Source organism: Lentzea miocenica (assembly GCF_033949945.1).
GTDB classification, from domain to species: Bacteria; Actinomycetota; Actinomycetes; order Mycobacteriales; family Pseudonocardiaceae; genus Lentzea; species Lentzea miocenica.
The window spans coordinates 12,895-37,369 of the sequence record NZ_JAXAVW010000013.1; the positions used below are offsets into that span (position 1 = coordinate 12,895).

Consider the following 24,475-nt stretch of genomic DNA (forward strand, 5'->3'; position numbering starts at 1 on the left):
CAGTCTGCCGCCGTTCGGCCCAGCGCGCCGCTCGAAGATCACCTCTGAAGATTGATCCGGTCCAGCACCGCGGTGATCGCCAGGTCCACCGTGTACTCGAACTCGGCACCGCGGTCGAACTCCGCGAGGTGCGCCGCCGTAGTCGCCACCGCGGGCAACCCGGACGCCTCCAGCGCGGCCCGGCGCACCCCGTCGTCGCTTCCGAACGCCGGAGCCGCCGACACCTCGCGCAGCAGCGTGCCGATCAACGTCGCGAGGAGCATCCGCAGCAGGTGCACCGCGCCCTCTGGCGAGGCCCCCGCTCCGAGCAGCACCGACAACACCGCGTCCACCGGTGCGAGGCCTTCCAGCGACGCGAGTTGACGGGTCAGCACCAGTGGCGCGGCCTGCGGGTGCGCCAACGCGGCCGTGCGGAAGCTGCCGGCGATGGCGTGCAGGTCGCGGCGTGGGTCGCCGGTGGCTGCGGGCAGGACCAGGCCGCCCAGGAGTTGTTCGGCGACGGCGTCGAGCAGGCCGTCCTTGCCGTCGACGTGGTTGTAGAGGCTCTTCGCGTCCACGCCCAAGGCACGTGCGACTGACCGCATGCCCACCGCGCCCACCCCGTCCGCGTCGATGACCTGCAGCGTTGCCGCGACGATCGAGTCGCGGGACAGCAGCGGTGTGCGCGGGCGGCCTCGGCGGGGTTCAGTCACCCGGCCATTGTGCCTTGCGAATGCCCACGGTGTGGGTTTAGCCTCGAATTAACCCACGGTGTGGGTATTGGAGGGATGATGAAGTTGCCCGGACTCGCGGTTCGTGCGGTTCTTCCCCTCCAGCGAACTCACCGGCGCCTGGACGAACCCCGGCACCAGGCCCACGTTCAGCCATCGCAGTGTCATTCACCGAGGTCTGTCCACTGAGGAGCATGATGTCCGACCGGTTCACCTTGCCCGCCAAAGAGGTCTTGCAGGCCCGCGAGAAGCTCGTGCTCGACCACTTCCGCGACGAGGTGGCGCACGACTGGGACGCCACGCTGTCGACGTTCCCGCACCCCCACTACGAGATCATCGCGCAGATGGTCGTGCACGACGGTGACGACGCGGTCCGGCAGTACTACACCGACACGCGGGTGGCGTTCCCCGACCAGCACCACGAGCTGATCTCGTTCCGGCACAGCGTGGACGCGGTGATCGTCGAGTTCTGGCTGCTCGGCACGCACCTCGGGCCGTTGGGCAAGATCCCGGCCACCGGCGGCAAGCACCGCACGCGGATGAACGCGTACTTCATCTTCGACGCGGACGAGAACCTCGTGACCGAGCGGATCTACTTCGACCAGCTGACCGTGCTCAAGCAGGTGATCGGCGGGATCGACCGGAAGCGACCGAGCGGGCTGCGGAAGTTGCTGCAGGTGTTGCGCGGCATGCTCGCGATGTCCGGCAACCAGGCCGATCCGCGCCTCACCAACACGACTCCGCCCGCGTTCTAAAGACGGATCAGCTTGCGTTCCACGGCGGTCGTCACGGCCGCCGTGCGGGTCTCCACGCCCAGCTTCGCGAAGATCCGCACCAGGTGTGTCTTCACGGTGGCCTCGCTGATGAACAGCGCCTTGGCGATCTCCCGGTTCGACAAGCCCTTGGCGAGGTTCTCGAGGATCTGCACCTCGCGCCTGCTCAGCTTCGGCGCGGGGCCGCGAACCTGGCGCAGCAACCGTTGCGCGATGTCCGGGGACAGCACGGTCTGACCGGTCGACGCCGTCCGCACGGCCTTGGCCAGCTCCTCAGGTGCGCAGTCCTTGAGCAGATAGCCGATCGCGCCCGCCTCGACCGCGCGCACGATGTCGGCGTCCGAGTCGTACGTCGTGAGCACCACGACCTGCGGCGGACTCTCCAGCGCGCGGATCCTCCTGGTGGCCTCGACACCGTCGATTCCCTTGCCCAGCTGGAGATCCATCAGCACGACATCCACAGTGGACGCCAGTTGGACCGACTCCTCGCCGGTCGCCGCCTCCACCACGTCGAAGTCGCGCGACAGCAACCCGGCCAGCCCGAACCGGACCACCGGGTGATCGTCGACCACCAGCACCTTCATGGCGTTGGCACTGTGACAGCCACAGCGGTTCCCTCCCCCGGCGCGCTCTCGACCGACACAGTGCCACCGAGTTCCGCGATGCGCCCGCGGATCGACGCCAGCCCGTACCCGCGGCCCTCCACCGGCGCGACACCCGCCGGGTCGAAGCCGCGGCCGTCGTCGACGACGTCCAGCGTCACCGCGTCTCCCAAGTAGGACAACGTGATCGCGACTCGTGAGGCCGCCGCGTGCTCGGAAGCGTTGGCGACGGCACCCTGCGCGACCCGCAGCAATGCCACCTCGGTCTGCACGCTCAGCGGATACGGCTCGCCGTCCACCTCGACGTGCGAGCACATCCGGTGCAGCGCGTCGACCAGCGTGCCGCGGATCGGCGACAGATCGCGCACGAACCGCCGTGCCTCAGCGAGGTTCTCCCGCGCGACCGACGCGGCACGGTCCGTCTCGCCGAGCTCCAGAAGCAGGTTGATGCTGGAAAAGCCCTGCGCGAGCGTGTCGTGGATCTCGCGCGCGAGACGTTGGCGTTCCTCCAGCACCCCGGCCTCGTGCAACAGCCGCGCGCGGTCGAAGAACACCGCCGCCATCAGCACCGCGACCCCGACCGGACCCAGCACCAGGGAGAAGTCGAACGCCGAAGCCAGCCGGATCTGCGCCAGCACCACCGCGAACGTCAGCACCGCCGCGATCGGCAACGCCACCCGCGGCCTGAGCTGCCGCAGACACTGGAAGAACAACGGGATCGCGCACCACCCGAAGCTCGGCGCCAGCCACACCAGCACCAGCCACACGGCGAGTCCGGCCGGCAACGCCCGCGTCCACCGCACCCCGGCGGGATAGACGAGCCCGAGCGCGAGAGCCAGGCCGAGCACCACGAGGTCGGCGCCGTGGTACGCGACGTACCGCGCCGCCGACGCCGTCAACAGCACGTAGAAGCCCGCGTGCATCGCCCGGTGCAGCCACACGTCGGCGACTGTAGGCGAACGCGCAGGTCGCGCGGGTCAACCGATGGGTTGAACCGAGGTTCAACCGTCACCACCAGGTTTCCGGGCGCGAACCACGACACCGTGGTGGCCATGGACATCAAGAAGATCGCAATCGCCACCCTCGCCGTGCTGACCGTCGGCGGCGGCTACGCGGCAGCCGACCAGCACACCACCACCCGCACGGAGAAGGTGCTGACCATCGACGCCGCCGTCAAGGCCGCTCAGGCCACCCTCGACGCCGCGGAGAAGGAGAACCAGCGCGTCACGGTGGCCGTGGTCGACCGCAGCGGCGACCTCGTCGTGCTGCTGGCGGGTGACGGCGCCGGCCCGCAGACCGAGGAGTCCGCGCGGCGCAAGGCGTTCACCGCGGTGTCGTTCAACGCCCCGACCTCGGAACTCGCCGGCCGCGTCACGGGCCAGGGCGCGACGCTGCGGGACATCCCCGGCACGTTGTTCCTGGGCGGCGGCGTGCCGGTGGCGGTCGACGGCACGTCGGTCGCGGGCATCGGGGTCGGCGGGGCGCCGAGCGGTGACCTGGACGAGAAGTACGCGAAGGCCGGTCTCGCGACCCTGCGGTGACGCAACAGGGTTGGAGGCCGTCCACGCAAGGGAGCGGACGGCCTCACCAGAGTTCATCCCAGCCAGGCCATCAGCGCACCGCCGACCGCCGTTCCCACCAGGAACGTCGGCACGAGCCAGGTCAGGGACGGGCGCACTCCGGCGGGCCGGTCGAAGGCGGTGAAGTCCGGCACGTAGTCACCGACCTCGCCGACTGGCATCACGCCCACTCCCTTGACGACAGCGTCCGGCACAAGGGCTTGCGCTGTCTCGCTCAGGCGGTGGTAAGTCTGCCGCCACGACTCGACCTGCCCAGCCGGCACGCCGCAGGTCAGCAGGAAGTGCTCAACCCGCACGAACGTCGCGGGCAGCTTCCTGTTCTCCTCACTGCACAGCTTGTGCAGCGTGCTGCGGGCCAGCGGGTAACCGAGCTCCCTGCTGTGCTCCGCGAGCTCGGTGAACGACCTGCCGGACCGCGTCCTCACCTTCTTGAGGCCGCAGAGAAACTCCGCGGTGGTCCGCATGCCGGCCGGGTCCGGCCAGGCCGCGGGGTGCGCGTCAGCACCCCTCGAATTCCTATCCATGAAGAATTGCTCCACATTCTGCAAAGGATCCGAACGCGACCTCTCGCACCTGCATGGGAGTGGCACGGGAATACCAACTGCCCGCGAGAGGATCGTGACCTTACACGTGAAGCAGCGGCCGAAGAAATCGACGCGCCCTCCACACAGAAAGCCACAGGCGCTTCAACGCTCCGTGAACACTGATCAGTAGCTCAACAATGCGACGACGTCGCCGCCCATCACTCGATCCGGTACGGAATCCATAGACTCCGCAGGTAGAGCGGTCGTAAGCGCTCGTTTGACACCCAACTAACCCGAAACGGCCGCGCAGGCGTGTAACGTCCGGGCGGCAATGAGCGAATTCGCTCACGGCCCACGAACCCCGGCCAGGCCTGCATCTTCTGCAAAGGATCCGGACGCGGCACGGGACATCGGGGGCAGACCCTGCGGGAACAGGGTCTGCCCCTGCCCACCAAGAAGACAATTTGGTGGGCACGGCAACAAAAGGGTAAATCGATTACCCGAACCGCACGGCCGTCAACGGCCACAACACGGTGATCAAACAAAGCACCGCAACGAATGTGATCAATGCGGCACGACCCGCGCGCGCCCTTGTCACCGTGCACGCTCTGCCGCGTCTGGACGTGGTGATCGTGACGGTGAACAGCACCTTGTCGCAGCGTCGGCGATGCGGCGCGGCCGGTTGCGACGCAACAGCGGGTCTGGCACCGGTCAGCCGGGTCCGCGCCTCACGCCACGCCGCCACCCACTCGTCCTGCACCTCGTCGTGAATACCGCAGGCTTGCACGAACGCGCGGATCTGCTCCTCGCGCACTGGTAATCGGTCGTGGTTGACGAGGTGGTGCGCGGTGCTGCGCGGCAGGTTCTCGCTGCGGCGGCCGATGTCCGTGAACGACGTCTTGGTCTGGATCATCAGCCGCCGCAGCTGGTGGTTGAACTGCTGCGCCGAGTTCACCCGCCGCGCCACGACGAGGGGATCCGGCCCCTGCAACGGGGTCGGGGATTTCGCGGAAGGCTTGGCCCGCACCGGCCGCAGCGACGGCTGGGTAGGCGGTCCGCTGACCGTGGTCACCCACCGCCACACGGCGGCCTTGAACTTCTGGTCGTGGTCGCCGGGCGCGGGCAGGGCGTCGTTCATCGCGAGCCACTGAAGGTGCGGATTGAAGCCCTGTTGCCCTTCCAGAAAGTCCTGGAACAGCCCTGTCTCTCGCCCGCTGCTGGCGGCGAGCTGGCCGGGACTGGGTCTGCCCGCGAGATTCCAACGGCGGATGACGTCGGCCCGCAGAGCCGCCGCGAGGCTGGCTGCGGCCTCGGGTGTCTCGGCGGACATCAGCGCGGCTGCTTGCCGAGCTGGGAGAGCACGCCCAGGCCGACCACGATCGCGTTGACGATCACGACGGTCTCCAGAACCAGGCCCGCGCTGTGCCCACGTTCGGTCATCGCCCAGATCAGGGTGATGTTGCCCAGCATCGGGTTGGTGTGCGGCATCGCCGTCACCTTCCGCAAAAAGGGCAGGGTGAACTCGAACTGCATGGGATTCCCAATCTTTCGGCGACTCTGGAACCGCCCCGTGCGATCACCCTGCGGTGCCAGCCGCTTGTGATGATCGGTTGCACGGAGCGTGCTCACCAATGCTGCACCGAGAAAACTGAGCCGTGCCAGCGAGAACGGGCGTGTCGCGGTGACTGTGGACAGTCGCGGACGAATACGGACAGCCAGCTGCCGTACACGGCCGTTCACAATCATCCACGCGATTGTCATGGACGCCGTGGACGGGCTGGTCAGGAGCGTCCAATTGGCGGTGTGAGCGGGGACGAATACTGTGGCGCCCGGTGCGGTTCGCCGTGCCGGCCCGAACTGCCGGACTGGTGACTCTGGACGTGCGTCGGGAGGCAGTTGTGGTGGCCGGGGGTGCCAGCCTCCGGTCACCGGCGCCAGTCGGTGGCGCGCGGGTCTGTGGTGCGTGGGTCAACGCCGCGGGGGTCGGTCGTGCTCCAGCCCGGAGCAGTCCACACAGGGGCATTTGCCCCAGGGGCGTTCGCGGGACGTGGGGGCGCTGCGGCGGTGGGCCGGGCGGCGTATGGCGCGGCGGCATTGCGATCGGGCGTGTTGCGGTGCGAGGCGATGCGCACGGTGCCCTGCTGGTCAGCGGCGTCCTGTCCCTCAGCCGCCGGGTCGATCGCGTGCCGTGCCACGTGCCGGCCGGGCTGCGGCCGCTTGCCCATCAGCATCAGGACCACGGCCGCGATCAGGCCGAGAGTGGCGAGGCCGGCGGCGACGGCACGCGCGGCGGGGTGTTCCAGGATCAGCGTGCTGATGGTCAGGGCGAGCACGAGAGCGGCGATCGGGCCGATGACGGCGATGTCCGTGCGTTCGTCGCGGGGTTCGGCCGGCTCCGGTGGTTCGACCGCCTCGACCTGTTGCACCTGCTGGACCGGCGCGTACACCTCGATCGTCTCGAAGTTCCCGCGCTGTTCGTAAGGCGGGGGCCGCACGCCGGGAGGGACAGACACACCTGCATGCTGCCTGAGGAAGGCGCGCCGCCGCAAACCTCGCGTTTCCCGTGCGGCACATGTTCCCATGTAGCGCTGGGTAAAGGGAGGTTCGTCATGTGCCGGTGGCTCGCGTATTCCGGTTCGCCGGTGCTGTTGGAGGAACTGCTCTACGCGCCGGAGAACTCGCTCGTCATGCAGTCCAAGCACGCCCGGCTGGGCGCGACCGCGGTGAACGGCGACGGGTTCGGCATCGGCTGGTACGGCAGCGCGAGCACGCCCGGCCTGTTCCTCAGCACCGAACCCGCGTGGAACGACCGCAACCTGCGGGAACTGTCCGCGCAGATCACCGTCGACCGGGTGTTCGCGCACGTGCGGGCGTCGACCGGCGGCGCGGTGCAGCGGTCGAACTGCCACCCGTTCCGCTGGAACAACTGGTTGTGGATGCACAACGGCCTGATCCCGAAGTACTCGCTGGTGCGGCGCGAGCTGATGCTGGCGATCGATCCCGTGCTGTTCCCGCTGATCGAGGGCTCGACGGACTCCGAGATCATGTTCTACCTCGCGGTCAGCTTCGGGCTGGAGCAGGACCCGCCCGCCGCCGTGGCGCGGATGGTCGAGTTCGTCGAGGACGTCGGCAGGCGCGCGGGCGTCGAGTATCCGATCCAGATGACCGTCGCGACCACGGACGGCTCCACGACCTGGGCGTTCCGCTACTCGAGCCGCGGCAAGTCGCGGACCCTGTTCCACAGCACCGACGTGACGACGCTGCGCCGCCAGTACCCGGACAACCCTGCGCTGCACGACCTCGCCGACGACTCGCGGCTCGTCGTGTCCGAACCGCTCGGTGACCTGGTCGGGGCCTGGCAGGAGGTCCCGGAGTCGACCTGCGTCGTCGTCCGGCCCGGAGTGCAAGAGGAACTGCTGCCGTTCAAGCCGTGAGCGAAACCGTGCACCGAACCGGGAAATCGTCAGGCAACCGTCAGGTAGAGGCGCGCTTTCGTCACTAGCGTCTGGTGCTGCCGCCGCCCACGGACCCCTCGGAGAGGTTCCTCATGCTCAGCACGGCAGCGGCAGCACTCATCGCCCTATCCGCCCTGGCCCCGGCCGACGCGACCGAAGAACCAGCGGAAGTCGCCCCCGTCCTGGAGGTCGTGACCGTCAACGGCTCGGGATGCCCGGCCGGCGACGCCGACGTGAAGACGAACGACAGAACGTTCACAGTCGGCTACCACACGTTCCTGGCACGGGCGGGCGGCGGCTCGTCGCCCCTCGACCAGCGCAAGAACTGCCAGATCAACATCCGCGTGAACGTGCCGGAGGGCTACACCTACGGCCTCGCGCGGACGTCCTACGAGGGCTACACGCACCTCCAGGAAGGCGCGACCGGCCTGAACCGGATCAGCACCTACCTGCAGGGCACGTCGCCCACCGCGACGGTGAACCACCCGTTCACCGGGCCGTTCAGCGACGACTGGCAGACCCACTACCGCCCGAACTCGACCGAGATCCAGTGGTCGCCGTGCGGGTCGCCGCGCAACATCAACATCAACGCCGAGGTGCGCGTGACGCTGGGTTCGGCGGACCCGGACCGGCTGAACTTCGCGATCGTGGAGTCGAGCCGCGGCACCGTGCGGGTCAGGCGCTGCTGATCCTCGCCCTGGACCTGGACCTGGTGGCCAGCACGACGAGCAGGCCGATCGCGACCCACGTGTAGGCGTCGCCGTAGACGTGCTGCCACCAGGTCCACGTCATCTCCCTGTCCCCGGTGCTCGGCAGGTACGTGAAGGGCTGGACCAGGAACACCACCAGCAACGCCGCGAGCGTCAGCCGCGCCCAGTTCCCGCGCACGAAACCGAGCGCGAGGAACACCGGCACGCACCAAACCCAGTGGTGGGACCACGAGACCGGCGAGACGAGCAGGCCCGCCGTCGCGATCGCGACCAGCGCCACGACGTCGTTGGCCGCCTTGCGCGCCGCCACCACGGCAAGCGCCACCACGAGCACCGACAAACCCACCCACAGCAGCGTTTCCGCGTGCTCGCCGGGGTTGATCCGGTGCAGCACACCGCGCAACGACTGATTGGCCATGTACGCGAGTCCGCCGGCGCGGCTCGGGTCGAGCAGCGCGTGGAACCAGTACTCGGCGGAGTCCTCGGCGGCGAACAGGAATCCGGCCAGCGCCAGCACGACGAAGGTCACCGCGGACGTGAGCGCGGCCCGGTGGTCCTTGCGCACCAGGAAGTACAGCAGGAAGATCAGCGGTGTCAGCTTGATCGCGGCGGCCAGTCCGACCAGCACACCACGCCACCGGGGATCGCGGACCGCCAGGACGTCCACCACCACGAGCGCCATCAGCACCAGGTTGATCTGTCCGAAGAGGAACGTCGAGATCACCGGTTCCAGTGCCACAGCGGCGATCGCGACGGCCGGAGCCACGGTCCACACGACGCTCGGCCGCTGCGTGAACCTTCCGGTGACCAGCAGGCAGACCGCCGAGAGCGACAGGAAGCCGATGAGCACCACCAGCGCGTTCGCCGCCCACACCGGCAGGAACGTGAGCCCGCTGAAGATCACCGCGGCGATCGGCGGATAGGTGAACGGCAACCGCGGCCCGTCCAGCGCGCCGGGAAAGTCGACGTACAGCGGAACTCCCTGCAGCCAGGCGAACCCGCCTGTGCGATACACCTGCAGGTCGAGGTGGTGGACACCCAAGGCGGCGAAGGCGATCGGCAGCACTGCCAGCGCCACGAACCACAGCACGCGGGCGACTCCGCGCGCCTTCACCCAGCGGTGCCGGGTGAGCAGTCGCCTCCTGCCGGACTCGAACGCGTCGGCCGACATCGGCGGTACCTCGTCGGCGAGCCGGCTGATCAACAGCATCTCGTTCACGTCAGGTACCTGGTCGTTGGGCGCATCCGCGTTTCAGCAAAGGGAATGTGACAGTCCTCATGGGAACGCCGAGACGGGCATCGACCAAGAGGGAACATGAACCACGAGGAATTCCTTGCGCTGAAACGCTTTCGCGCGTTGGACGGCGTGCGCGCGATCGCCGCGTTGATGGTGGTGTTCTTCCACTACGGCGGCCCCGAGTGGTTGCAGGGATGGCTCGGGGTGCAGATCTTCTTCGTGCTGTCCGGGTTCCTGATCACCACGTTGCTGCTGCGCGAGCACGCGCGCACCGGACGGATCAGCCTCGCGAACTTCTACCGCCGCAGGGCTTTCCGCATCCTGCCGGTCTACTTCGTGGTCCTGTTCGTCACGGCGGCGGCACTGTTGATCGCGGGGCAGTTCTGGCAGAACCCGCTGGGCCGCGAATTCCCGTTGTACCTGGTGCTCTTCAACGAGTTCGGGCACGGCGGCGCGTACGGCCAGTCGTGGTCGCTTGGCGTGGAACAGAAGTTCTACCTGGTGTGGCCGTTGCTGGCGTTCGCACTGCTGCCTCGGTGGCGGCCGATGATGACCGCCGGGCTCATGGCGCTCGCGTTGGCCGTTGTGCCGTTCACCGTTTCGTCCGATCCCAAGGGCTGGTCCGTGCACTACTTCACGGTGCTGGCCGGGTGTGCGCTGGCGTTGCTCATGAACAACCGGCGCGGGTTCGCGTTGATCAAGCCGCTCATGACGCCGTGGTCGATCCTGCCGTTCCTCGGCGTGCACCTGCTGGTTCCGGTCATCTCCGGCTCTCTGGACGGCGTGATCCCCGGATTCGTGTCGGTGGTGCCGATCTACGCGGCCGCGGTGGGGCTGATGCTGCCCGCGCTGCTGACGCCGGGGTGGGTGCGGCGGCTGCTGTCGGCTCGCCCCATGGTGTGGCTCGGTGAGCGGTCGTACTCGATCTACCTGGTGCAGTCGATCGCGCACTCCGTCGTGCTGCTGTCCGGCGCATCAGGCCTGGTCATGGCGCTGTTGACGTCGATCGTGGCGATCGGGATCGCGGACCTCTGCCACCGGTTCGTGGAGCTGCCGATGATCGAGCGAGGCAGGTCACACCGTTCAGCCGGGAATGCGACAGCGCCGATCGGCCGATGAGTTCCTGGGCGTGTCACAGATCGGTGGTCTGTCCGGTCTGAGCTGACATGAGCCACGAACACACGCACCAGCTGGACAACCCCGACAAGAGCGGCCCGCCGCCGAAGATCGACGTCATCGGCACCGTGCCGGGAGCGCCGCAGATCCCGGACGGCGCCGAGGCCATGACCATCTTCGTGACGCTGCCGCCGAACAGCCCCGGCGCGCCGCCCCACCGGCACTCCGGGCCCGCCTACGGCTACGTCGTGAAGGGCGCCATCGTCTTCGAGCTCGAAGGCGAGCCGGAACGGGTCGTGCGCGCGGGCGGGACGTTCTGGGAGCCGGGCGGTGACGTCATCCACTACCAGGACGGCAACCACCTCAGTGACGAGGAATCCGCTTTCGTGGTCACGATGTTCTGCGCGCCCGGCCAGCCGATGCTGACCGTGGTGGAGCCGGCGGAGCTGGAAGCACGCAAGCACCTGCGGGCGCCGCGGCCGTGAAGACGTCGTTGACCGCGTTGGCACACAACCATCTCGCGTTGGCGTGTGCGCCTACCTGCTGACGTTGCCGGGCAACAGGCATCGGGTGGAGGCGCTGGAGGACAGGGGCGGGCCTATGCCCGGTGCGCCCGCCCCTGTCCGCTGTCACCCGCCCAGCCTCACTCGACCAGCTTGCCCGCTGTGTCGACCTCCCTCATCAGCGACGCGATCTCGTCCGGCACCGCGGGGATCTCCTCCCGGTCGATCCAGCCGGGGCCGGACCAGACCAGGTTCACCTGCTGCGCGGGATCCAGGTCCGGGAAGTCCGACCGGTTGTGGCAGCCGCGCGTCTCGCGGCGTTCCAGGGCGCACTCGAGGGTCGCGCGGGCGGCGAGCGCCGAGGACTTCAGGTCGAAGGCGTGGGCCAGGTCCTGGTAGCCGGCCAGGTCGGGGTGCACGCCGACGTTGCCGATGCGTTCCTCCAGTTCGTCCAGCTCGGCGAGTCCCTTGCGCAGGCCCGTCTCGTCGCGCACGACGCCCGCGTGCTCGGTCATCGTGTTGCGCAGGGAGCGTTGCAGGGCACGGACGTTCTCCGGCCCGTCGGCGTTCAGCAGGTCGTCCACCTCGGCGCGTGCCTCGCCGAGCACGATTCGCGAACGTCGTTGCGCGCTCAGGGAAGCCGAGTACTCGGCGGCCGCCTCGCCGACGATCCGGCCGTACACCAGCAGTTCGATGAGCGAGTTGCCGCCCAGCCGGTTCGCGCCGTGCAGGCCGCTGGACGCCTCGCCGATGGCGTACAGGCCTTCCACGCCCGTCGAGTGGTCGGCGGGCGACACCCACACGCCGCCCATCGAGTAGTGCGCGGTCGGCGCGATTTCCATCGCCTCGCGGGTGATGTCCTTCATCTGCAGTTCGAGCAACGTCTGGTACACCCTGGGCAGCCGGCGCATGATCTGCTCGCGCGGCAGGTGTGACACGTCCAGCCACACGCCGCCGTTCGGGGTGCCGCGGCCTTCCTTGATCTCGGTGTACGCGGCCAGCGCCACCCTGTCCCGAGTGGACAGTTCCATCCGCTTGGCGTCGTAGCGGGCCATGAACCGCTCCCCCAGCGCGTTGGTGAGGATGCCGCCCTCGCCGCGCGCCGCCTCGGACACCAGGGTTCCGGCCGCGTTCTCCGGTTCGAGCAGACCGGACGGGTGGAACTGGACCAGCTCGGGGTCGCGGATCCGGCCGCCCGCCTGCACGGCCAGCCGGAACGAGTCACCGGTGTTCTCGTCGCGGCGCGACGACGTGCGGCGCCAGATCCGGGTGTGCCCGCCCGCCGCGAGGATCACCACGTCCGCGTGGAACACGTACCGCGTGCCGGTGTTGAGGTCGAACCCGTACGCGCCGAAAACCACGTTGTCCCGCACCAGGATCTGCGTGATGTAGCACGTGTCGTGGATCGGGATGTCGAGCTGCGTGGCCCGGTTCACCAGCGTGCGCTGGATCTCCAGCCCGGTGTAGTCGCCGGCGAACGACGTGCGGCGGAACGTGTGCGCGCCGAAGAACCGTTGCGAGATGCGGCCGTCGGCCTCACGCGCGAACGGCATGCCCCAGCGTTCGAGGTCCTCGATGCCGCGCGGCCCCTGCTCGGCCACGACGCGGACGATGTCCGGGTTGGCGAGCAGGTAGCTCTCCTTGATGGTGTCCGCCGCGTGCTGCTGCCACGTGTCGTCGGCGTCCATGGTGCCGAGGGCCGCGTTGATGCCACCGGCGGCGAGCGCGGTGTGCGCGTCGGCCTTCGGGCGCTTGCCGACGACCAGCACGTCGACCCCGCGCTCGGCCAGCTCGATGGCGGCGCGCAACCCCGCACCACCGCTGCCGATCACCAGCACCGAAGTAGCAATCTGATGTTCTGTCATCGCGGCCTCCATTGCCCGTATCTCCATTAGTAGGACCAAATGGCGCCGAAATGTGTGACTGTTAGCCGCAACACTGGTGCCGTGGGTCACGGCACTAGGATCGGTGCTGTGTTCGTGAAGCTCTGCGGTCTGCGCACCGAGTCCGACGTCGCCGTCGCGGTCGACACCGGCGCCGACGCCGTCGGTTTCGTGCTGACCACCAGCCCTCGCCAGATCGACGTCGACCTGGCGAGCAGGCTCGTCGCGCAGGTGCCGGACCACGTCCTCACCGTCGCCGTTGTGCGCGGCATCACCGCCGCCGAAGCCGGTGAGATGGCGTTGAAGACAGGCGTGCGGGCGTTGCAGCTGCACGGCGACTACCCGAGGGAAGCGTTCGACGAACTGGCGGGCCTGCCGTTCCAGCTGGTCCGGGCGACCGCGCTGGGGCCGGACACCGATGTGCGCACCGGCGCGTTCGGCGAGGAGTTGCTGCTGATCGACTCGCCGGTCGCCGGGTCCGGTGAGCAGTGGGACATCACGCGGCTCGACGAGAAGCGCCCCGAAGGCAAGTGGGTGCTGGCGGGCGGGCTGGCGCCGGACACGGTCGCCGGGGCGATCAGCGTTGCCCGGCCGTGGGGCGTGGACGTGTCCAGCGGCATCGAGTCGAGCCGTGGTGTCAAGGACCACGGCCGGATGCGCGAGTTCGTGGCCGCGGCCCGCGGTTAGACCACGCGCTGTCCGGCCCCCATGAGCCCTCGGACTAGGCGGCGGAACAGCCAGGAATGTCCTCGACCCGTTCGTAGACGGGCAGACCGCGTTCCCGCGCGATCCGCACGTCCTCGTCCGCCCCGGTCGACTCGCCGGGCAGCCGCAGCACCGCGTCGCAGTGCCGCAGCAACCGTTCCGCGGTCGGGTACATGATTTCCGACGCGATCGGGTCCAGCGGCGACGAACCACCGGCGCCGCGCAGCACCGGCAACGCCACCCACTCGCCGATCATCGGCACGTGGCCACCGCGGAAGATCGGCCACGCGGCCTCTTCCAGCCGTTCGAGGTTGCGTGCCATCAGGGCGGGGTCGTCCCCGGTGCCCGAGCGGTAGGGGCCTGCGATCAGAATCAGCATGTGATCGACCATAATGTGCAAGACTCGGCAAAAACAAGGAGAAACGTGCATGCTGGCCGCCCAACGCCGTGATCTGCTGCTCGAACGCCTGCGCAGCGACGGCCGGATCGTCGCCAAGGACCTCGCCGCCGAGGTCGGCATCTCCGAGGACACGATCCGCCGTGACCTGCGCGATCTCGCGGCAGCGGGACTCTGCCAACGCGTGTACGGCGGTGCTCTGCCCGTGTCGCCGGCGATCGCCGACTACACAACGCGGCAAAACGTGCAGATCGACGGCAAGCAGCGAGTCGCGCGGGCGGCAGCGGCGTTGATCGAGCCCAACGCCACGGTGATCCTCGACGGCGGTACGACCACCCTCGCCGTCGTGCGTGCGCTACCGCTGGACCTGCACGCCACGGTCGTCACGCACAGTCCGACGATCGCGAGCGCGTTGGAGGAGCACGAGCACGTGGACGTCTATGTGATCGGCGGGCGGCTCTTCAAGCACTCGATGGTCGCGTGTGGCGCTGCTGCCGTGGAGGCCGCACGGGGCGTGCACGCTGATGTGTTCCTGCTCGGCGTCACGGGCGTGCACCCCGAAGCAGGCCTCACGACCGGTGACGCCGATGAGGCCGCGATGAAACGCGCACTCGCCCATCAGGCCGCGGACACCTACGTGCTGGCCAGCTCGGAGAAGATCGGCACGGCGTCGCGGTTCGGCGTGCTGCCGTTCAGCGAGGTCGCGGGCGTCGTCACGGATGCGGACAACGACGTCGTCAAAGCGTTGGAGGTGCCGGTGATCCAGGCCTAGATCTCCAGGAAACCCTTGGGAGAGCCGTAGGTTCGGCCGCACTGCGTCAGCGCGAGCACGCCGTGGCCTTCCACGTCTCCCTCGAAGTAGGTGGGGTCGACCGACAGTTCCTCTGCGATCTCGGTGGCCCAGATGTCGTCGAGATCGTCGTTCTCGTCGCTCCAGTCGTGCGGCAGTCCCCTGCCGTCCTCGACGTCGAGTTCGCCGATCTGTTCCTCGGCGTTGAAGGCGTCGTAGTAGCGGACGATATCGCCGTCCTCCGCGATGCACCACGCCGTCCAGCCGTCGCCGCAGCTCATGCCGTAGTAGTGCGCCTCGCCGAACACCTTGCTCAGCACCGCGCAGATCTCCGTCACGGGCCTCTCGGCGTGCGCGAACGGCTCGCCGAACACAAGCGTCCAGCCGTCCCACGAGCCCGTGACGTAGACCCTGGCGCACCGGACGTGTTCCTCGTCCTTGGCCCACGCGTGGTGGTCGTTGTTCCAGGCCGCGCCGCCGAGGATCTTGGTGACCGGCGTCGGGTCCTCCAGGCCGCACACGCCGAGCACGGCGTTCTGATCCTCGGTCCGGATCGCGAACCAGCCGCCGCAGAGGTGCATCTGCTCGCTGCCGTACATCTCTTCTTCGATCTTGAACCGGATGTACCGCTCGATCATCTTGCGGTCGTCCGCCGACATCGCGTCCGGTCCGGCGACCTCGACGATGCCCGCCAGCGCTCCCCTGCGCACCGCGCCCTTGGCCGTCCGGCGTGTTTCTTGCAGCAACGGCAGCACTTCCGGCCCCATGGTCCCGAACGCCCACAACGCTTCCTGCCGCACGTGGTAGTCCTCGTCGGCCAGCACGGGCAGCAGTTCGCGAGCGTGCCGCAACGCCTGCTCGCCGCGGAACATGCTCGCGGCCATCCGGCGCACCGTCGCGTGCGGGTGCCGGGTCGCTTCGAGGTAGACCGCGTCCCCCGCGTTCAGCATGGTGAACGCCCGGCACGCCGACCGGATGACCTGACCGTCGTCGGAGGTGGCGATCACGTTCGCTATTTCGTCGAACGACGTGATGCCGTGCTCGGCCACGAAGTCCCCGGCCTCGCGCCGGTTGTCCTCGTGCGTCATGCGGTCGAGCAGCGCCCGGATTTCCATGGCGCGGCACGATACTCGTTGCTCCATTGTGGACTTGCGATTCCGCCGGACGGCCTACCCTTGACGTGCTGCCGTCCGCTCGGCTTAGCTGCGGAAGGAGATGAGTAGCTCAAACCTGGCTGAGGAGCACGTCAAACCGGCAGTGCGGTGGGGCATCGGCCACGCGCTGCCACGGGCGGTGCTGCGCCTGGCGGCCCGGCGCGGCGACCTGCAGGGCCGCATCACCGTCGAGGCCTCCAGCGGCGCCGACCTGACCGGACTGTTCGACGAGATCCGCGCCCGCGGCCCGCTCGCCGTCACGAAGGTCGGCCACACCACCGCCCAGCACGCCGTGGTCAAGGAAGTCCTCACCAACGACGCCCTGGTCACGACCCGCCCGCGGTACGGCGCGGGCATCCTCGGCAAGCTCGCCGCGTGGTCCGCCACGCAGGTGATGCATCCCGTGCAGCCACCGTCGTTGCTGGTCACCGAACCACCGGCGCACACCCGCTACCGCAAGCTCGTGACCCGCGTGTTCACCGCCCGCGCCGTCGAACAGCTGCGCGACCGCACCCCGCAGATCGCCGACGAGCTGCTCGACGGCCTCGACCCGGACAACCCGGTCGACCTGATCGAGACCTACTGCGGACTCCTGCCGGTCACCGTCATCAGCGAGATCCTCGGTGTCCCGCCACAGGAACGCGCGACCGTCCTCGCACTCGGCGCGGCCGCCGCCCCGAGCCTCGACCTGGGCCTGTCGTGGCGCGTGTTCCGCAACGTCGAAACGACGCTCACCTCGTTCGACGCCTGGCTCACCCGCCACCTCGGCACCCTGCGCGCCAACCCCGGCGACAACCTGCTCAGCCGCCTGATCACCGCCCGCGAGGACGGCGTGGGCCTCACCGAACGCGAGCTCAAGGCCACCGCCGGGCTCGTGCTGGCAGCGGGTTTCGAGACCACCGTCAACCTCCTCGGCAACGGCATCGCGCTGCTCACCAAGAATCCGGACCAGCTCGAAACGGTTCGACAGCAACCAGAGCTGTGGGGCAACGCCGTCGACGAGGTCCTCCGCGTCGACCCGCCGGTCCTGATGACGGGCCGCATGTGCGTTGCCGACACGACGATCGCCGGCCTCCCGGTGCGCCGCGGCCAGCTCGTCACCACCGTGCTGGCGGCCGCCAACCGCGACCCGTCCGTCTTCGAGAACCCCTCGGCCTTCGACGTCACCCGCCCGAACGCCCGCGACCACGTGTCGTTCGGCGCCGGCCGCCACTACTGCCTGGGCGCCCAGCTCGCCAGGATGGAGGGAGAGATCGGCCTGCGCACGATCTTCACCCGCTTCCCCGACCTGAGCCCGCTGCCCGGCGCCCGGCGCCGCCCCACCCGGATCCTGCGCGGCTTCGAACGCCTGCCTGCCAGCCTCACCAAGCTCGGCGGGTGACCGTGGAGGCCATGCGTGTCACCGCGCTAGTTCTCGTCCGGCCCCCACAGCATGAGCGGCATCCCGCGCACGAACTCCGCGTAGCCGGGGTCGCTGGAGGAGGCAGCGATCTCCTCCAGCACCCGCCGGAACTCCACCCGGTCCGCGCCGTTCAGCAGCGCGAGCTCGTCACCGATGTTCTCCTCGCCCTGCGCCGCGGCGTCGGGGTTGATCTCGTCCGCACCGGAGTGCTCGAGGAACATGAACGCGGAGACGATCGCGCGAACCAGGGGTTCTACGTTCATCAAGAAGCCACCCTCACCAAGATGCCGGTGATGCCCCTGTCGGCCAGGAAGCGAGTCGCGCCTCCTGCCGCCGCCGCGGTCGGCAGTTCCCAGACGGCTTTCAGACCATAGTGCGCGGCCGTCGCGGCCTGGCGGGTGGCCTGGTCGGCGGACTTGTTGCTCCACACGACGTTGAGCTTGCGGTCGATCACTTCGTTGCCGCTGACACCGTCGAACTTGGCGCCGATCTTGTTGCCCGCGTCGTCGGCGAACTCCAGGTACGGGGCCTGGCCCCGGCCTGTGACGGCGTTGGAACGGGCTCCTGGCGCGCTGGACTGGTAGTCGTACGCGTCCTGCCTCATGCCGGGTCCCTTGCCCGCGCGCAGGTCGCCGCCCTCGTCGACCCATTCGACGATGTTGTCGGCCTGCGGTTTGCACGGGGTGTCGGAGTTGTGGACGAGTACCGGGGTGGCACCCGCCAGCACGAAGTAGGCGTGGACGGTGCCGACCGTGAGGTCGTAGGTCCGTTGTGCCCCTTCGTACTTGCGGACCGCGCTGATCTGGACGTAGGTGCCGGCGGACGTGCGCAGCAGTTCGCCGGGGGCCAGTGAGCCCGCTTCGACCCACTTCTTGCGCGTCACCGACCAGAACGGGTGGTTCTCGGTCGCGTCGACCTTGCCGCCGTCGGCCAGCACGATCGTGACGAAGTGCTTGTCGTCGTCGGTGCGGATGGTGTGCGTGACCAGTTCGGCGCCCTTGCCCTGTGCGAACGACGACCGCACGGTCTCGCCCGGCCGCACCTGCTCGATCGGCTTGGTCGAGCCGTCGGCCATCAGCACCAGCGTTCCCGGCGGGAAGCTGTGCTTGCACGACCCGGCGCCCTTCTTGGTCGCCGCTTTCGCCTTGGCCGCCAGGGCTCTGGCCCGCGCGGCGGCCTCCTCCGCCGCTTTCTTGGCCGCGGCTTCGGCGGCTGCCTTCACGGCGGCGGCCTTCTCCGCCGCTGCCTTGGCTGCCGCTGCCGCGGCGGCCTTGGCGGCTTCGGCGGCACGTTCGGCACCGCGCAGGATCGCGCGGGCCCACTCGAGTTCCTTGAAGAAGGTGAACACGGCCTTGCCCGCGCGCCATAGGGCTTCCGCGATCTTCTTGGCCTTGAAGATCTTGCCCCACGGCAGTGCGCCGATCACGGTCATCACGCAGGCGCCGATGTCACCCTTCAGGCACGCCATCAGGTCGTTGATCCCGAGGATCTCCATCAGGATCTGGCCGCCGGCCTCGAGCACGATGTCGAGGACGCTCTTGCTCTGCAGCTGGTTGGCCTTGGCCACGTCCTCGGGGCTGGGCCCCGGATCCGGTGCCGTGCCCGCGTCCGCGCCCTCGGGCATCATGCCGGTCGGGTCGGTGAACGCCAGCGGGTTGTTGTCCGCGTAGGCGTACGGCGAGACGGCCGCGCCGCCGCGGGGCATCGGGTCGGTCGTGGTGAACCGGCCGGTGCCCGGGTTGTAGTTGCGGGCCCGCAGGAAGTAGTTGCCGCTACCGCTCGACGAGTCCTGGTACGCGCCCGTGTACTGCAACGGGTTTCCTGGCGCGGCCTGCGCGGACGGCTGCTTCAGCGTCTCGCCCACACGCGGGTTGCCGAACGGGTCGTAGTCGTAGGCCCATTCCGGTTGTCCCGTCGGCGACAGCATGTTCGCGACGCCGCCCTGCCAGTCGTGCGTGTACGGGTGCGCGCCCGAAGCCGGGTCGAGCAACGCCAGCGGCTCGTCGTCCGGGCCGTAGGTGAAGCCGCGCTTCTCCCGCACCGCACCGCTGTTGTCGGTCACCGTGTCGACGGCGATCTGCGGCAACGAACCGCTGACGTCCCACGACCAGCGTTGCGTGGTGTCACCGGTCTTCGCCGTCTGGCGCAGGCCGGTGGCGTCGTAGGCGTACGTCGTCGTGCGGCCCTGAACCGTCGCGCTGGCAAGGGTGTTGTCGAGGTTGTAGGTGAACTTGTCCTTGCCGGAACCGGTCTGGTTGCCGCGCTCGTCGTAGTCGTAGTCGACCGCGGTGGTGTGCCCGCCGTTGCGGCTGACCGCCTTGCGCAGCTGGCTCGCGGCGTCGTACTCGTATCTGGTGTCCTCGGTGCCGACGTTGCCGGACCGCTTCTCGCTCATGCGGTTGCCGAGCAGGTCGTACTCGTACTCGATCCGCCCGAGGCCCTTGTCCTTGCAGGAGGCCACGCCGTAGCAGGCCGTGGTGACGCGGTCGGCCTTGTCGTAGGTGTAGGCGACGGACTCCGAGACGCCACCGCGGGTGGTGACGACCTTGGTCGGGTTGCCGACCTGGTCGAGTTCCAGCTGGAAGCCCGACACCGGGTCCTGCGGCACCGGCAGCGGCGTCACCGGGGCGGTCGGCGCCGACGCGGCACCGGACGCGGACTGGTTCTGCGCGGTGACGGTGAACGTGTACGCGGTGCCCGGATCGAGCCCGGTCACGACCGCGCTGGTGGCACCCGGCGTGGCCGCGACGGTCTTGCCGCCGGGCTGGGCCGTGACGACGTACCCGCTGATCGCCGAACCACCGGACGAGGCAGGCTGTTTCCACGAGACGACCGCGAGCCCGGCTCCGGGCTGCGCGCTCACCTCACGTGGTTCGCTCGGCGCACCTGTGCTCGCGGTTGCTTGTGGAGCAACGGTTTGCTGCTGCGACGGCACGCGGGCGGTGCCGATGCCGGTCAACCGGCCCGCGTCGTCGTAGACGCGGTTCTCGATCAGGCCGGTCGCGGCGGGCAGCGTGGTGCTGGTCCGCCGTCCCGCGACGTCGTAACCGAACTGCCAGGTCGACGCGGCGGAGCCCGCCGAACCCCCGCTCACGGTCTGCGAGGTGATCCGGCTGTCCTTGTCGTACTCGGCGGTGATCTTCGTGCCGTCCGGGTAGTCCCGCGAGGTGATGTTGCCGCTGACGTCGTAGCCGTAGGCGAACTTCTCCCGCAGACCACCCTGCTCGACGCGGTTGACCTCCTTGATCTGGTCCTCGTCGTCGTAGGTCATCTCCCGCACGCCGGCCGGGTCGCCGTAGGAGCTGATCCGGTCCTTGGCGTCGTAACCCCACGCGTAGACCGGGCCTTCCGTGCCCAGCGTGCGCTTCTCGCGGCGGCCCACGATGTCGTAGTGGTCGGTGGTGGTGCGCTTCGCGCGTTCCGCGGCGCTCGGCTTCTCCCCCTGCCGCAACGTGATCGTCGTCGTCCGGTTGCCGTCGGCGTCGTAGCCGACCTCGGTGCGCCGGCCCAGCGGGTCGGTGCTGGAGACCAGTCGGGCGGCCTCGTCGTAACCGAGCTCGGTGCGGTTGCCGTACGGGTCGCGCACGGACTTCACCTGGCCGTCCGCCGCGTACTCGTAGACCGTGGCGTGGTCGAACGGGTCGTCCTCGTCGTACGGCGCGTCAGGGGTGTTGATCGCGCGGATCCGGTCGTCCTCGTCGTAGGTGTACCGGGTCGCGCGGCCCTTGGCGTCCGTGACGGACTTCAGCCTGCGGTTGGCGTCGTAGGTGTACGACGTGACGTTGTCGAGCGGGTCGATGATCTTGCTCGGGTTGCCGGCGAGGTCGTACTCGCGGTGCGTGGTGAACCGCTCCCGGTCCGCGCCGTCGACGTTGCCGCGCGGTTCGGTGGCGTCGGCCAGCAGGCCGTCGTCGGTGTAGGTCCAGGTCGTGACACCACCGGTGGCGCTGACGGCCTTGATCTTGTGGCCGGCCTCGTCGTAGGTGAACTTCGTGCCACCGCCACGGGCCTCGTTGATCCCGGTCTGCCGGTTGTTGCGGTCGTAGTCCATCCGCGTGGTGCGGTTGAGGCTGTCCGTGGTGGCGGTGACGTTGCCCGCGTTGTCGCGGTCGAACGACGCCGTCTTGCCCAGTTCGTCCACTTTGGACGTCGTGCGGTCGAGCGCGTCGACCTTGATGTCACGGCTCACGATCCGGCCACCGGGGTACGGGCGGGAGATCCTGATCGGGTTGTCGTTGGCGTCGTAGTGGTAGGTGGCCGTGAAGTCGGCGGGGTTCGCGCCTGGCAGGTTGCCGCGCGGCGAGGTGACCGTGCTGACCAGGCCCTTGGCGTTGTAGGTGTAGCTGGTGGTGATGTCCGGCTCTTTGTGCATGTCCACCGAGACGGTCTTGCGCCGGCCCGCGTCGGTGTAGGTGAACAGCGTCCGCTTGCGCGCGTCCTCCGCACGGCTGAGCAGGCCGTTGTCCAGGTAGGTGAACTCCAGCTTCGTCCACTCCGGACTGAACTTCGACTTCGCCCTGCCGAGCTCGTCGTAGAACGTCCGCCAGGTGCCCTCCTTGCCCGGCTGCTTCACGTCGACGACGCGGTCCTGGGCGTCATAGCGGTAGCGGGTGGTGAACTTGTCCCTGTGCGCGCCGGGAACCGTGCCGCGCGGGTCGACGATCTCGGTGCGGCGGCCGGTCTTGTCGTAGTCGTACGCGGTGCGCCTGCCCTCCGGCGAGATCGTCGCCGTCGGCATGCCCGAGTTCTCCTTGCCGGCGGGCACGTACTCGAACCGCGACACCTTGCCGCGCTGGTCGGTGCTGGAGACCAGCAGGCCGCGCTCGTCGTAGGTGTAGCGGATCTTGTGACCCTCGGCGTCGGTGCTCTCGACCAGCTCGTTGAACTCGTTGTAGACGTCCTTCCAGAGGTTGCCCCTGGTGTCGACGTGCTCGATCGGGTTGTTGCGCTCGTCGTACTTCGTCTTGTCCCCGAAGGCGAACGGCGCGGGGGCGGTGCGCTCGACCGGGTTGCCGGCGGCGTCGAACTGGCTCTGGTGCTGGTTCTGTTTGCCGTTGACGACGAGGTTGCGGTTCAGCCCCGGGTCGTAGCGGTGGTTGATCGCGTCACCGTTGCCGCGCTGGGTGTGGATCAGCACGTTGCCCCGGTAGCCGTCGAAGATCACCACACCGTCGGCGTCGGTGGTCTTCGCCTCCTGCTCGGCGGCGTTCCACTCGAACCGGGTCTCCTTGCCGATCGCGTCCTTCTGGCTCGTGACCCGGCCGTTCGCGTCGTAGGTGTTGAGCACCTCGGCGAAACCCTTGGGGGTCTTGACCTCGGTGAGCAGACCGGCGGCGTCGTAGCCGTACTTCCACGCGTTGTCGCGCGCGTCCTTGACCACGGCGAGCCGCGAGTTCTCGTAGTGGAACTTCACCCGGCGGCCGTCGGGCAGCGAGATCTCCCGGACGAGGTCCTTCTCGATCTGGACCCTGACCACCCGCCCGGACGCGTCGGTGATCGTCATCTCGGGCGCGTCACCGGTCTGCGCGCCCGCGTAGGCCAGCCGCACACCCGCGTTGCGGGCGTTGGTGATCGCGGTCAACCGGCCCTGCGCGTCGAAGCTGTAGGTGAGCTGGTTGGGCGTGCGCAACGCCCAGCCGTCCGCGGTCTTCGTCAACGTCGACCGCACGCCGGGAGGCCGCTGGAACGCGCCGTCGACCAGCTTGTACAGCGCCTCGGACCCGTCCTCCGCCCGCACCACGGCGCCTTCGTCGGACGCGGTGACGCGCATGCCGTAGATCCACGACCAGCCAGGCCCGAACGGCCCGGAGATCGGCCCGTTCGACGAGTACGTGCGCGCCGACATGAACGGCACTCCGAAACTCGCCATCGACAGGTCCTGCTCGGTGCGGCTGTACGCACCGGTGCCGGTGTTCACACCCGAGCCCCGCACGGCCTGTGGCGTGGCCAGCATCCCCAGCGCGTTGGCGCACGTGCAGCCCGCCGCCTGCTTGCCGGGAATCGCCGGCGGCACGATCGTGGTGCGCGGCTTGGCCTTCTCCGACGCCGCCGACACGACCTCACGCCCGTCCGCGAACACCGCGGTGATCGTGACGAAGTACTCCTTGGCCGGGTCGAGCACCCAGCCGTCCGCCGCCCCGAACGACCGGCAGTACTTGCGCGGCGCACCGCACACCGCCCGTTCAAGCTCGTCCTTCGACAACGACGTCGACGTCTGTTCGGTACCGGTGGCCGCGTCGAACAGCGTCACTTTCCAGCTGTCGAACGACTTCTGGTCGTCAAGGATGTTGAAGTACGTCACCAGCGAGGTGTCACCGAGCACGAAACCGGGCCGTAGCAACAGTTCCGTGAAGACCTCTTCCTGCTGCTGTCTGGCGGCACCGGGCTTGGGCACCTGGGCCCACCGCTCAGCGCTCAACTTCTGCGGCTGCGCACCGGCCTTGACACCCGGCGGCACGACCGGCGGCCGCTTGTCCGGCTTGAAGGCCTCGTTGGGCCGCACCGAATCCGGCATCGGCCGATCGACCGGCCCCTGTCCCGATTGGACGGCCGGTGGATCCCCCATCGCGGTGTAGGGAACCACGACGGGTTGCAGCAGTGACGCCACCAAGGTGCCGGCGCACAGCAACGACACCCGCCGAATTCCACGACGAAAAGACGCATGATCAGCCATGACTCCCCCATTGGTCAGGCTTGAACCCCCGTTGCCATAAGGCGTACTCCGGGTCAGGACGCGGCACCACCCCAAACGTTTGATTTGCGTGAAGTGGGGGAGGGTCTCGGCCGCCGGTTGGCCGAGCCTTGCCGACGATCAGCGGTAAGGGAACGCCGTCGCATGGAATACCCGTTGGTCCGTAAGGGTGATTTCCGGCTGGTCCACGCGGTTCGGCGGGCAACGATTTTGCCACGGCCACAACGCGGGCTCATGGGCTGC

22 protein-coding genes are annotated in these 24,475 nt (G+C 68.8%); 9 read left to right on the forward strand and 13 right to left on the reverse strand.

Annotation, left to right across the window (positions count from 1 at the left end; translation table 11 throughout):
- Positions 1 to 38 precede the first annotated feature (38 nt).
- Positions 39 to 692, reverse strand: a complete 654-nt coding sequence (locus SK803_RS16880; protein WP_319966956.1) for a TetR/AcrR family transcriptional regulator — start codon at positions 690 to 692, stop codon at positions 39 to 41.
- A gap of 215 nt (positions 693 to 907) precedes the next feature.
- On the opposite strand from SK803_RS16880, the gene SK803_RS16885 reads away from it, so the two are divergent.
- The gene (locus tag SK803_RS16885; RefSeq protein WP_319966957.1) at positions 908 to 1,465 is read left to right on the forward strand and encodes an ester cyclase; all 558 of its coding nucleotides are present in this window, start codon (positions 908 to 910) and stop codon (positions 1,463 to 1,465) included.
- Here the strand turns inward: SK803_RS16885 and SK803_RS16890 are convergent.
- Together SK803_RS16890 and SK803_RS16895 are read right to left on the reverse strand one after the other, a co-directional pair.
- Entirely contained in the window at positions 1,462 to 2,067 is a 606-nt protein-coding gene (locus tag SK803_RS16890) for a response regulator transcription factor (RefSeq protein WP_319966958.1), read from the reverse strand. The genes SK803_RS16885 and SK803_RS16890 overlap by 4 nt on opposite strands.
- Positions 2,064 to 3,026 carry a sensor histidine kinase gene (locus tag SK803_RS16895; RefSeq protein ID WP_319966959.1) on the reverse strand — a complete coding sequence of 321 codons (963 nt, stop codon included), beginning with the start codon at positions 3,024 to 3,026 and terminating at the stop codon, positions 2,064 to 2,066. The genes SK803_RS16890 and SK803_RS16895 overlap by 4 nt, the downstream gene beginning before the upstream one ends.
- A 111-nt stretch (positions 3,027 to 3,137) precedes the next feature.
- Here SK803_RS16895 and SK803_RS16900 point away from each other — a divergent pair, with 111 nt between their 5' ends.
- Entirely contained in the window at positions 3,138 to 3,626 is a 489-nt protein-coding gene (locus SK803_RS16900) for a GlcG/HbpS family heme-binding protein (RefSeq protein ID WP_319966960.1), read from the forward strand.
- 53 nt (positions 3,627 to 3,679) lie between these two features.
- Here the strand turns inward: SK803_RS16900 and SK803_RS16905 are convergent, their stop codons facing one another.
- The 4 genes from SK803_RS16905 to SK803_RS16920 form a co-directional block, all read right to left on the reverse strand.
- Positions 3,680 to 4,189 carry a hypothetical protein gene (locus tag SK803_RS16905; protein WP_319966961.1) on the reverse strand — a complete coding sequence of 170 codons (510 nt, stop codon included), beginning with the start codon at positions 4,187 to 4,189 and terminating at the stop codon, positions 3,680 to 3,682.
- Between the two features lie 496 nt (positions 4,190 to 4,685).
- Entirely contained in the window at positions 4,686 to 5,519 is an 834-nt protein-coding gene (locus SK803_RS16910; RefSeq protein ID WP_319966962.1) for a hypothetical protein, read from the reverse strand.
- Entirely contained in the window at positions 5,519 to 5,935 is a 417-nt protein-coding gene (locus tag SK803_RS16915; RefSeq protein ID WP_319966963.1) for a hypothetical protein, read from the reverse strand. The genes SK803_RS16910 and SK803_RS16915 overlap by 1 nt, the downstream gene beginning before the upstream one ends.
- Before the next feature lie 179 nt (positions 5,936 to 6,114).
- On the reverse strand, positions 6,115 to 6,702 hold the full coding sequence (locus SK803_RS16920; protein WP_319966964.1) for a hypothetical protein: 588 nt from the start codon (positions 6,700 to 6,702) through the stop codon (positions 6,115 to 6,117).
- 96 nt (positions 6,703 to 6,798) lie between these two features.
- On the opposite strand from SK803_RS16920, the gene SK803_RS16925 reads away from it, so the two are divergent.
- A complete protein-coding gene (locus SK803_RS16925) occupies positions 6,799 to 7,623 on the forward strand; it encodes a class II glutamine amidotransferase (protein WP_319966965.1) in 825 nt (274 codons plus the stop codon).
- Positions 7,624 to 7,736: 113 nt separating this feature from the next.
- Positions 7,737 to 8,333 carry a DUF4360 domain-containing protein gene (locus SK803_RS16930; protein ID WP_319966966.1) on the forward strand — a complete coding sequence of 199 codons (597 nt, stop codon included), beginning with the start codon at positions 7,737 to 7,739 and terminating at the stop codon, positions 8,331 to 8,333.
- Here the strand turns inward: SK803_RS16930 and SK803_RS16935 are convergent.
- The gene (locus SK803_RS16935) at positions 8,320 to 9,564 is read right to left on the reverse strand and encodes a glycosyltransferase 87 family protein (RefSeq protein ID WP_319967147.1); all 1,245 of its coding nucleotides are present in this window, start codon (positions 9,562 to 9,564) and stop codon (positions 8,320 to 8,322) included. The two genes, SK803_RS16930 and SK803_RS16935, sit on opposite strands and share 14 nt — an antisense overlap.
- A 105-nt stretch (positions 9,565 to 9,669) precedes the next feature.
- Here SK803_RS16935 and SK803_RS16940 point away from each other — a divergent pair, with 105 nt between their 5' ends.
- Complete coding sequence (locus SK803_RS16940; protein WP_319966967.1) at positions 9,670 to 10,710, forward strand: acyltransferase family protein; 1,041 nt, start codon at positions 9,670 to 9,672, stop codon at positions 10,708 to 10,710.
- Between the two features lie 47 nt (positions 10,711 to 10,757).
- Positions 10,758 to 11,192 (forward strand): cupin domain-containing protein, encoded by a 435-nt coding sequence (locus SK803_RS16945; RefSeq protein WP_319966968.1) that lies wholly within the window; start codon positions 10,758 to 10,760, stop codon positions 11,190 to 11,192.
- Positions 11,193 to 11,350: 158 nt separating this feature from the next.
- Here SK803_RS16945 and SK803_RS16950 read toward each other — a convergent pair whose 3' ends face one another.
- Complete coding sequence (locus SK803_RS16950) at positions 11,351 to 13,075, reverse strand: L-aspartate oxidase (RefSeq protein ID WP_319966969.1); 1,725 nt, start codon at positions 13,073 to 13,075, stop codon at positions 11,351 to 11,353.
- 108 nt (positions 13,076 to 13,183) lie between these two features.
- Here SK803_RS16950 and SK803_RS16955 point away from each other — a divergent pair, with 108 nt between their 5' ends.
- Positions 13,184 to 13,780 (forward strand): phosphoribosylanthranilate isomerase, encoded by a 597-nt coding sequence (locus SK803_RS16955; protein ID WP_319966970.1) that lies wholly within the window; start codon positions 13,184 to 13,186, stop codon positions 13,778 to 13,780.
- A 34-nt stretch (positions 13,781 to 13,814) separates the two neighbouring features.
- Here the strand turns inward: SK803_RS16955 and SK803_RS16960 are convergent, their stop codons facing one another.
- A complete protein-coding gene (locus tag SK803_RS16960) occupies positions 13,815 to 14,177 on the reverse strand; it encodes a DUF4406 domain-containing protein (RefSeq protein WP_319966971.1) in 363 nt (120 codons plus the stop codon).
- Between the two features lie 49 nt (positions 14,178 to 14,226).
- Here SK803_RS16960 and SK803_RS16965 point away from each other — a divergent pair, with 49 nt between their 5' ends.
- Positions 14,227 to 14,967 carry a DeoR/GlpR family DNA-binding transcription regulator gene (locus SK803_RS16965; protein WP_319966972.1) on the forward strand — a complete coding sequence of 247 codons (741 nt, stop codon included), beginning with the start codon at positions 14,227 to 14,229 and terminating at the stop codon, positions 14,965 to 14,967.
- Here the strand turns inward: SK803_RS16965 and SK803_RS16970 are convergent.
- Positions 14,964 to 16,100, reverse strand: a complete 1,137-nt coding sequence (locus SK803_RS16970) for a HEAT repeat domain-containing protein (RefSeq protein WP_319966973.1) — start codon at positions 16,098 to 16,100, stop codon at positions 14,964 to 14,966. The genes SK803_RS16965 and SK803_RS16970 overlap by 4 nt on opposite strands.
- A 100-nt stretch (positions 16,101 to 16,200) precedes the next feature.
- Between SK803_RS16970 and SK803_RS16975 the strand changes: the two genes are divergently transcribed.
- Positions 16,201 to 17,520: a cytochrome P450 gene (locus tag SK803_RS16975; RefSeq protein WP_319966974.1), complete on the forward strand. Its 1,320-nt coding sequence runs from the start codon at positions 16,201 to 16,203 to the stop codon at positions 17,518 to 17,520.
- 26 nt (positions 17,521 to 17,546) lie between these two features.
- On the opposite strand, the gene SK803_RS16980 is transcribed toward SK803_RS16975, so the two are convergent.
- Complete coding sequence (locus tag SK803_RS16980) at positions 17,547 to 17,804, reverse strand: hypothetical protein (RefSeq protein ID WP_319966975.1); 258 nt, start codon at positions 17,802 to 17,804, stop codon at positions 17,547 to 17,549.
- On the reverse strand, positions 17,804 to 24,214 hold the full coding sequence (locus SK803_RS16985; RefSeq protein WP_319966976.1) for an RHS repeat-associated core domain-containing protein: 6,411 nt from the start codon (positions 24,212 to 24,214) through the stop codon (positions 17,804 to 17,806). Before SK803_RS16985 ends, SK803_RS16980 begins: the two co-directional genes overlap by 1 nt.
- Between the last annotated feature and the right edge of the window lie 261 nt (positions 24,215 to 24,475).

Bases quoted from the DNA above. Each gene is read 5' to 3' on its own strand.
- SK803_RS16890 (WP_319966958.1), bottom strand. From the start codon at position 2,067: ATGAAGGTGCTGGTGGTCGACGATCACCCGGTGGTCCGGTTCGGGCTG.
- SK803_RS16975 (WP_319966974.1), top strand. From the start codon at position 16,201: ATGAGTAGCTCAAACCTGGCTGAGGAGCACGTCAAACCGGCAGTGCGG.
- SK803_RS16910 (WP_319966962.1), bottom strand. From the start codon at position 5,519: ATGTCCGCCGAGACACCCGAGGCCGCAGCCAGCCTCGCGGCGGCTCTG.
- SK803_RS16970 (WP_319966973.1), bottom strand. From the start codon at position 16,100: ATGGAAATCCGGGCGCTGCTCGACCGCATGACGCACGAGGACAACCGG.
- SK803_RS16900 (WP_319966960.1), top strand. From the start codon at position 3,138: ATGGACATCAAGAAGATCGCAATCGCCACCCTCGCCGTGCTGACCGTC.
- SK803_RS16905 (WP_319966961.1), bottom strand. From the start codon at position 4,189: ATGGATAGGAATTCGAGGGGTGCTGACGCGCACCCCGCGGCCTGGCCG.
- SK803_RS16925 (WP_319966965.1), top strand. From the start codon at position 6,799: ATGTGCCGGTGGCTCGCGTATTCCGGTTCGCCGGTGCTGTTGGAGGAA.
- SK803_RS16940 (WP_319966967.1), top strand. From the start codon at position 9,670: ATGAACCACGAGGAATTCCTTGCGCTGAAACGCTTTCGCGCGTTGGAC.
- SK803_RS16915 (WP_319966963.1), bottom strand. From the start codon at position 5,935: ATGATTGTGAACGGCCGTGTACGGCAGCTGGCTGTCCGTATTCGTCCG.
- SK803_RS16885 (WP_319966957.1), top strand. From the start codon at position 908: ATGTCCGACCGGTTCACCTTGCCCGCCAAAGAGGTCTTGCAGGCCCGC.
- SK803_RS16950 (WP_319966969.1), bottom strand. From the start codon at position 13,075: ATGACAGAACATCAGATTGCTACTTCGGTGCTGGTGATCGGCAGCGGT.
- SK803_RS16965 (WP_319966972.1), top strand. From the start codon at position 14,227: ATGCTGGCCGCCCAACGCCGTGATCTGCTGCTCGAACGCCTGCGCAGC.
- SK803_RS16930 (WP_319966966.1), top strand. From the start codon at position 7,737: ATGCTCAGCACGGCAGCGGCAGCACTCATCGCCCTATCCGCCCTGGCC.
- SK803_RS16980 (WP_319966975.1), bottom strand. From the start codon at position 17,804: ATGAACGTAGAACCCCTGGTTCGCGCGATCGTCTCCGCGTTCATGTTC.
- SK803_RS16960 (WP_319966971.1), bottom strand. From the start codon at position 14,177: ATGCTGATTCTGATCGCAGGCCCCTACCGCTCGGGCACCGGGGACGAC.
- SK803_RS16985 (WP_319966976.1), bottom strand. From the start codon at position 24,214: ATGGCTGATCATGCGTCTTTTCGTCGTGGAATTCGGCGGGTGTCGTTG.
- SK803_RS16945 (WP_319966968.1), top strand. From the start codon at position 10,758: ATGAGCCACGAACACACGCACCAGCTGGACAACCCCGACAAGAGCGGC.
- SK803_RS16935 (WP_319967147.1), bottom strand. From the start codon at position 9,564: ATGCTGTTGATCAGCCGGCTCGCCGACGAGGTACCGCCGATGTCGGCC.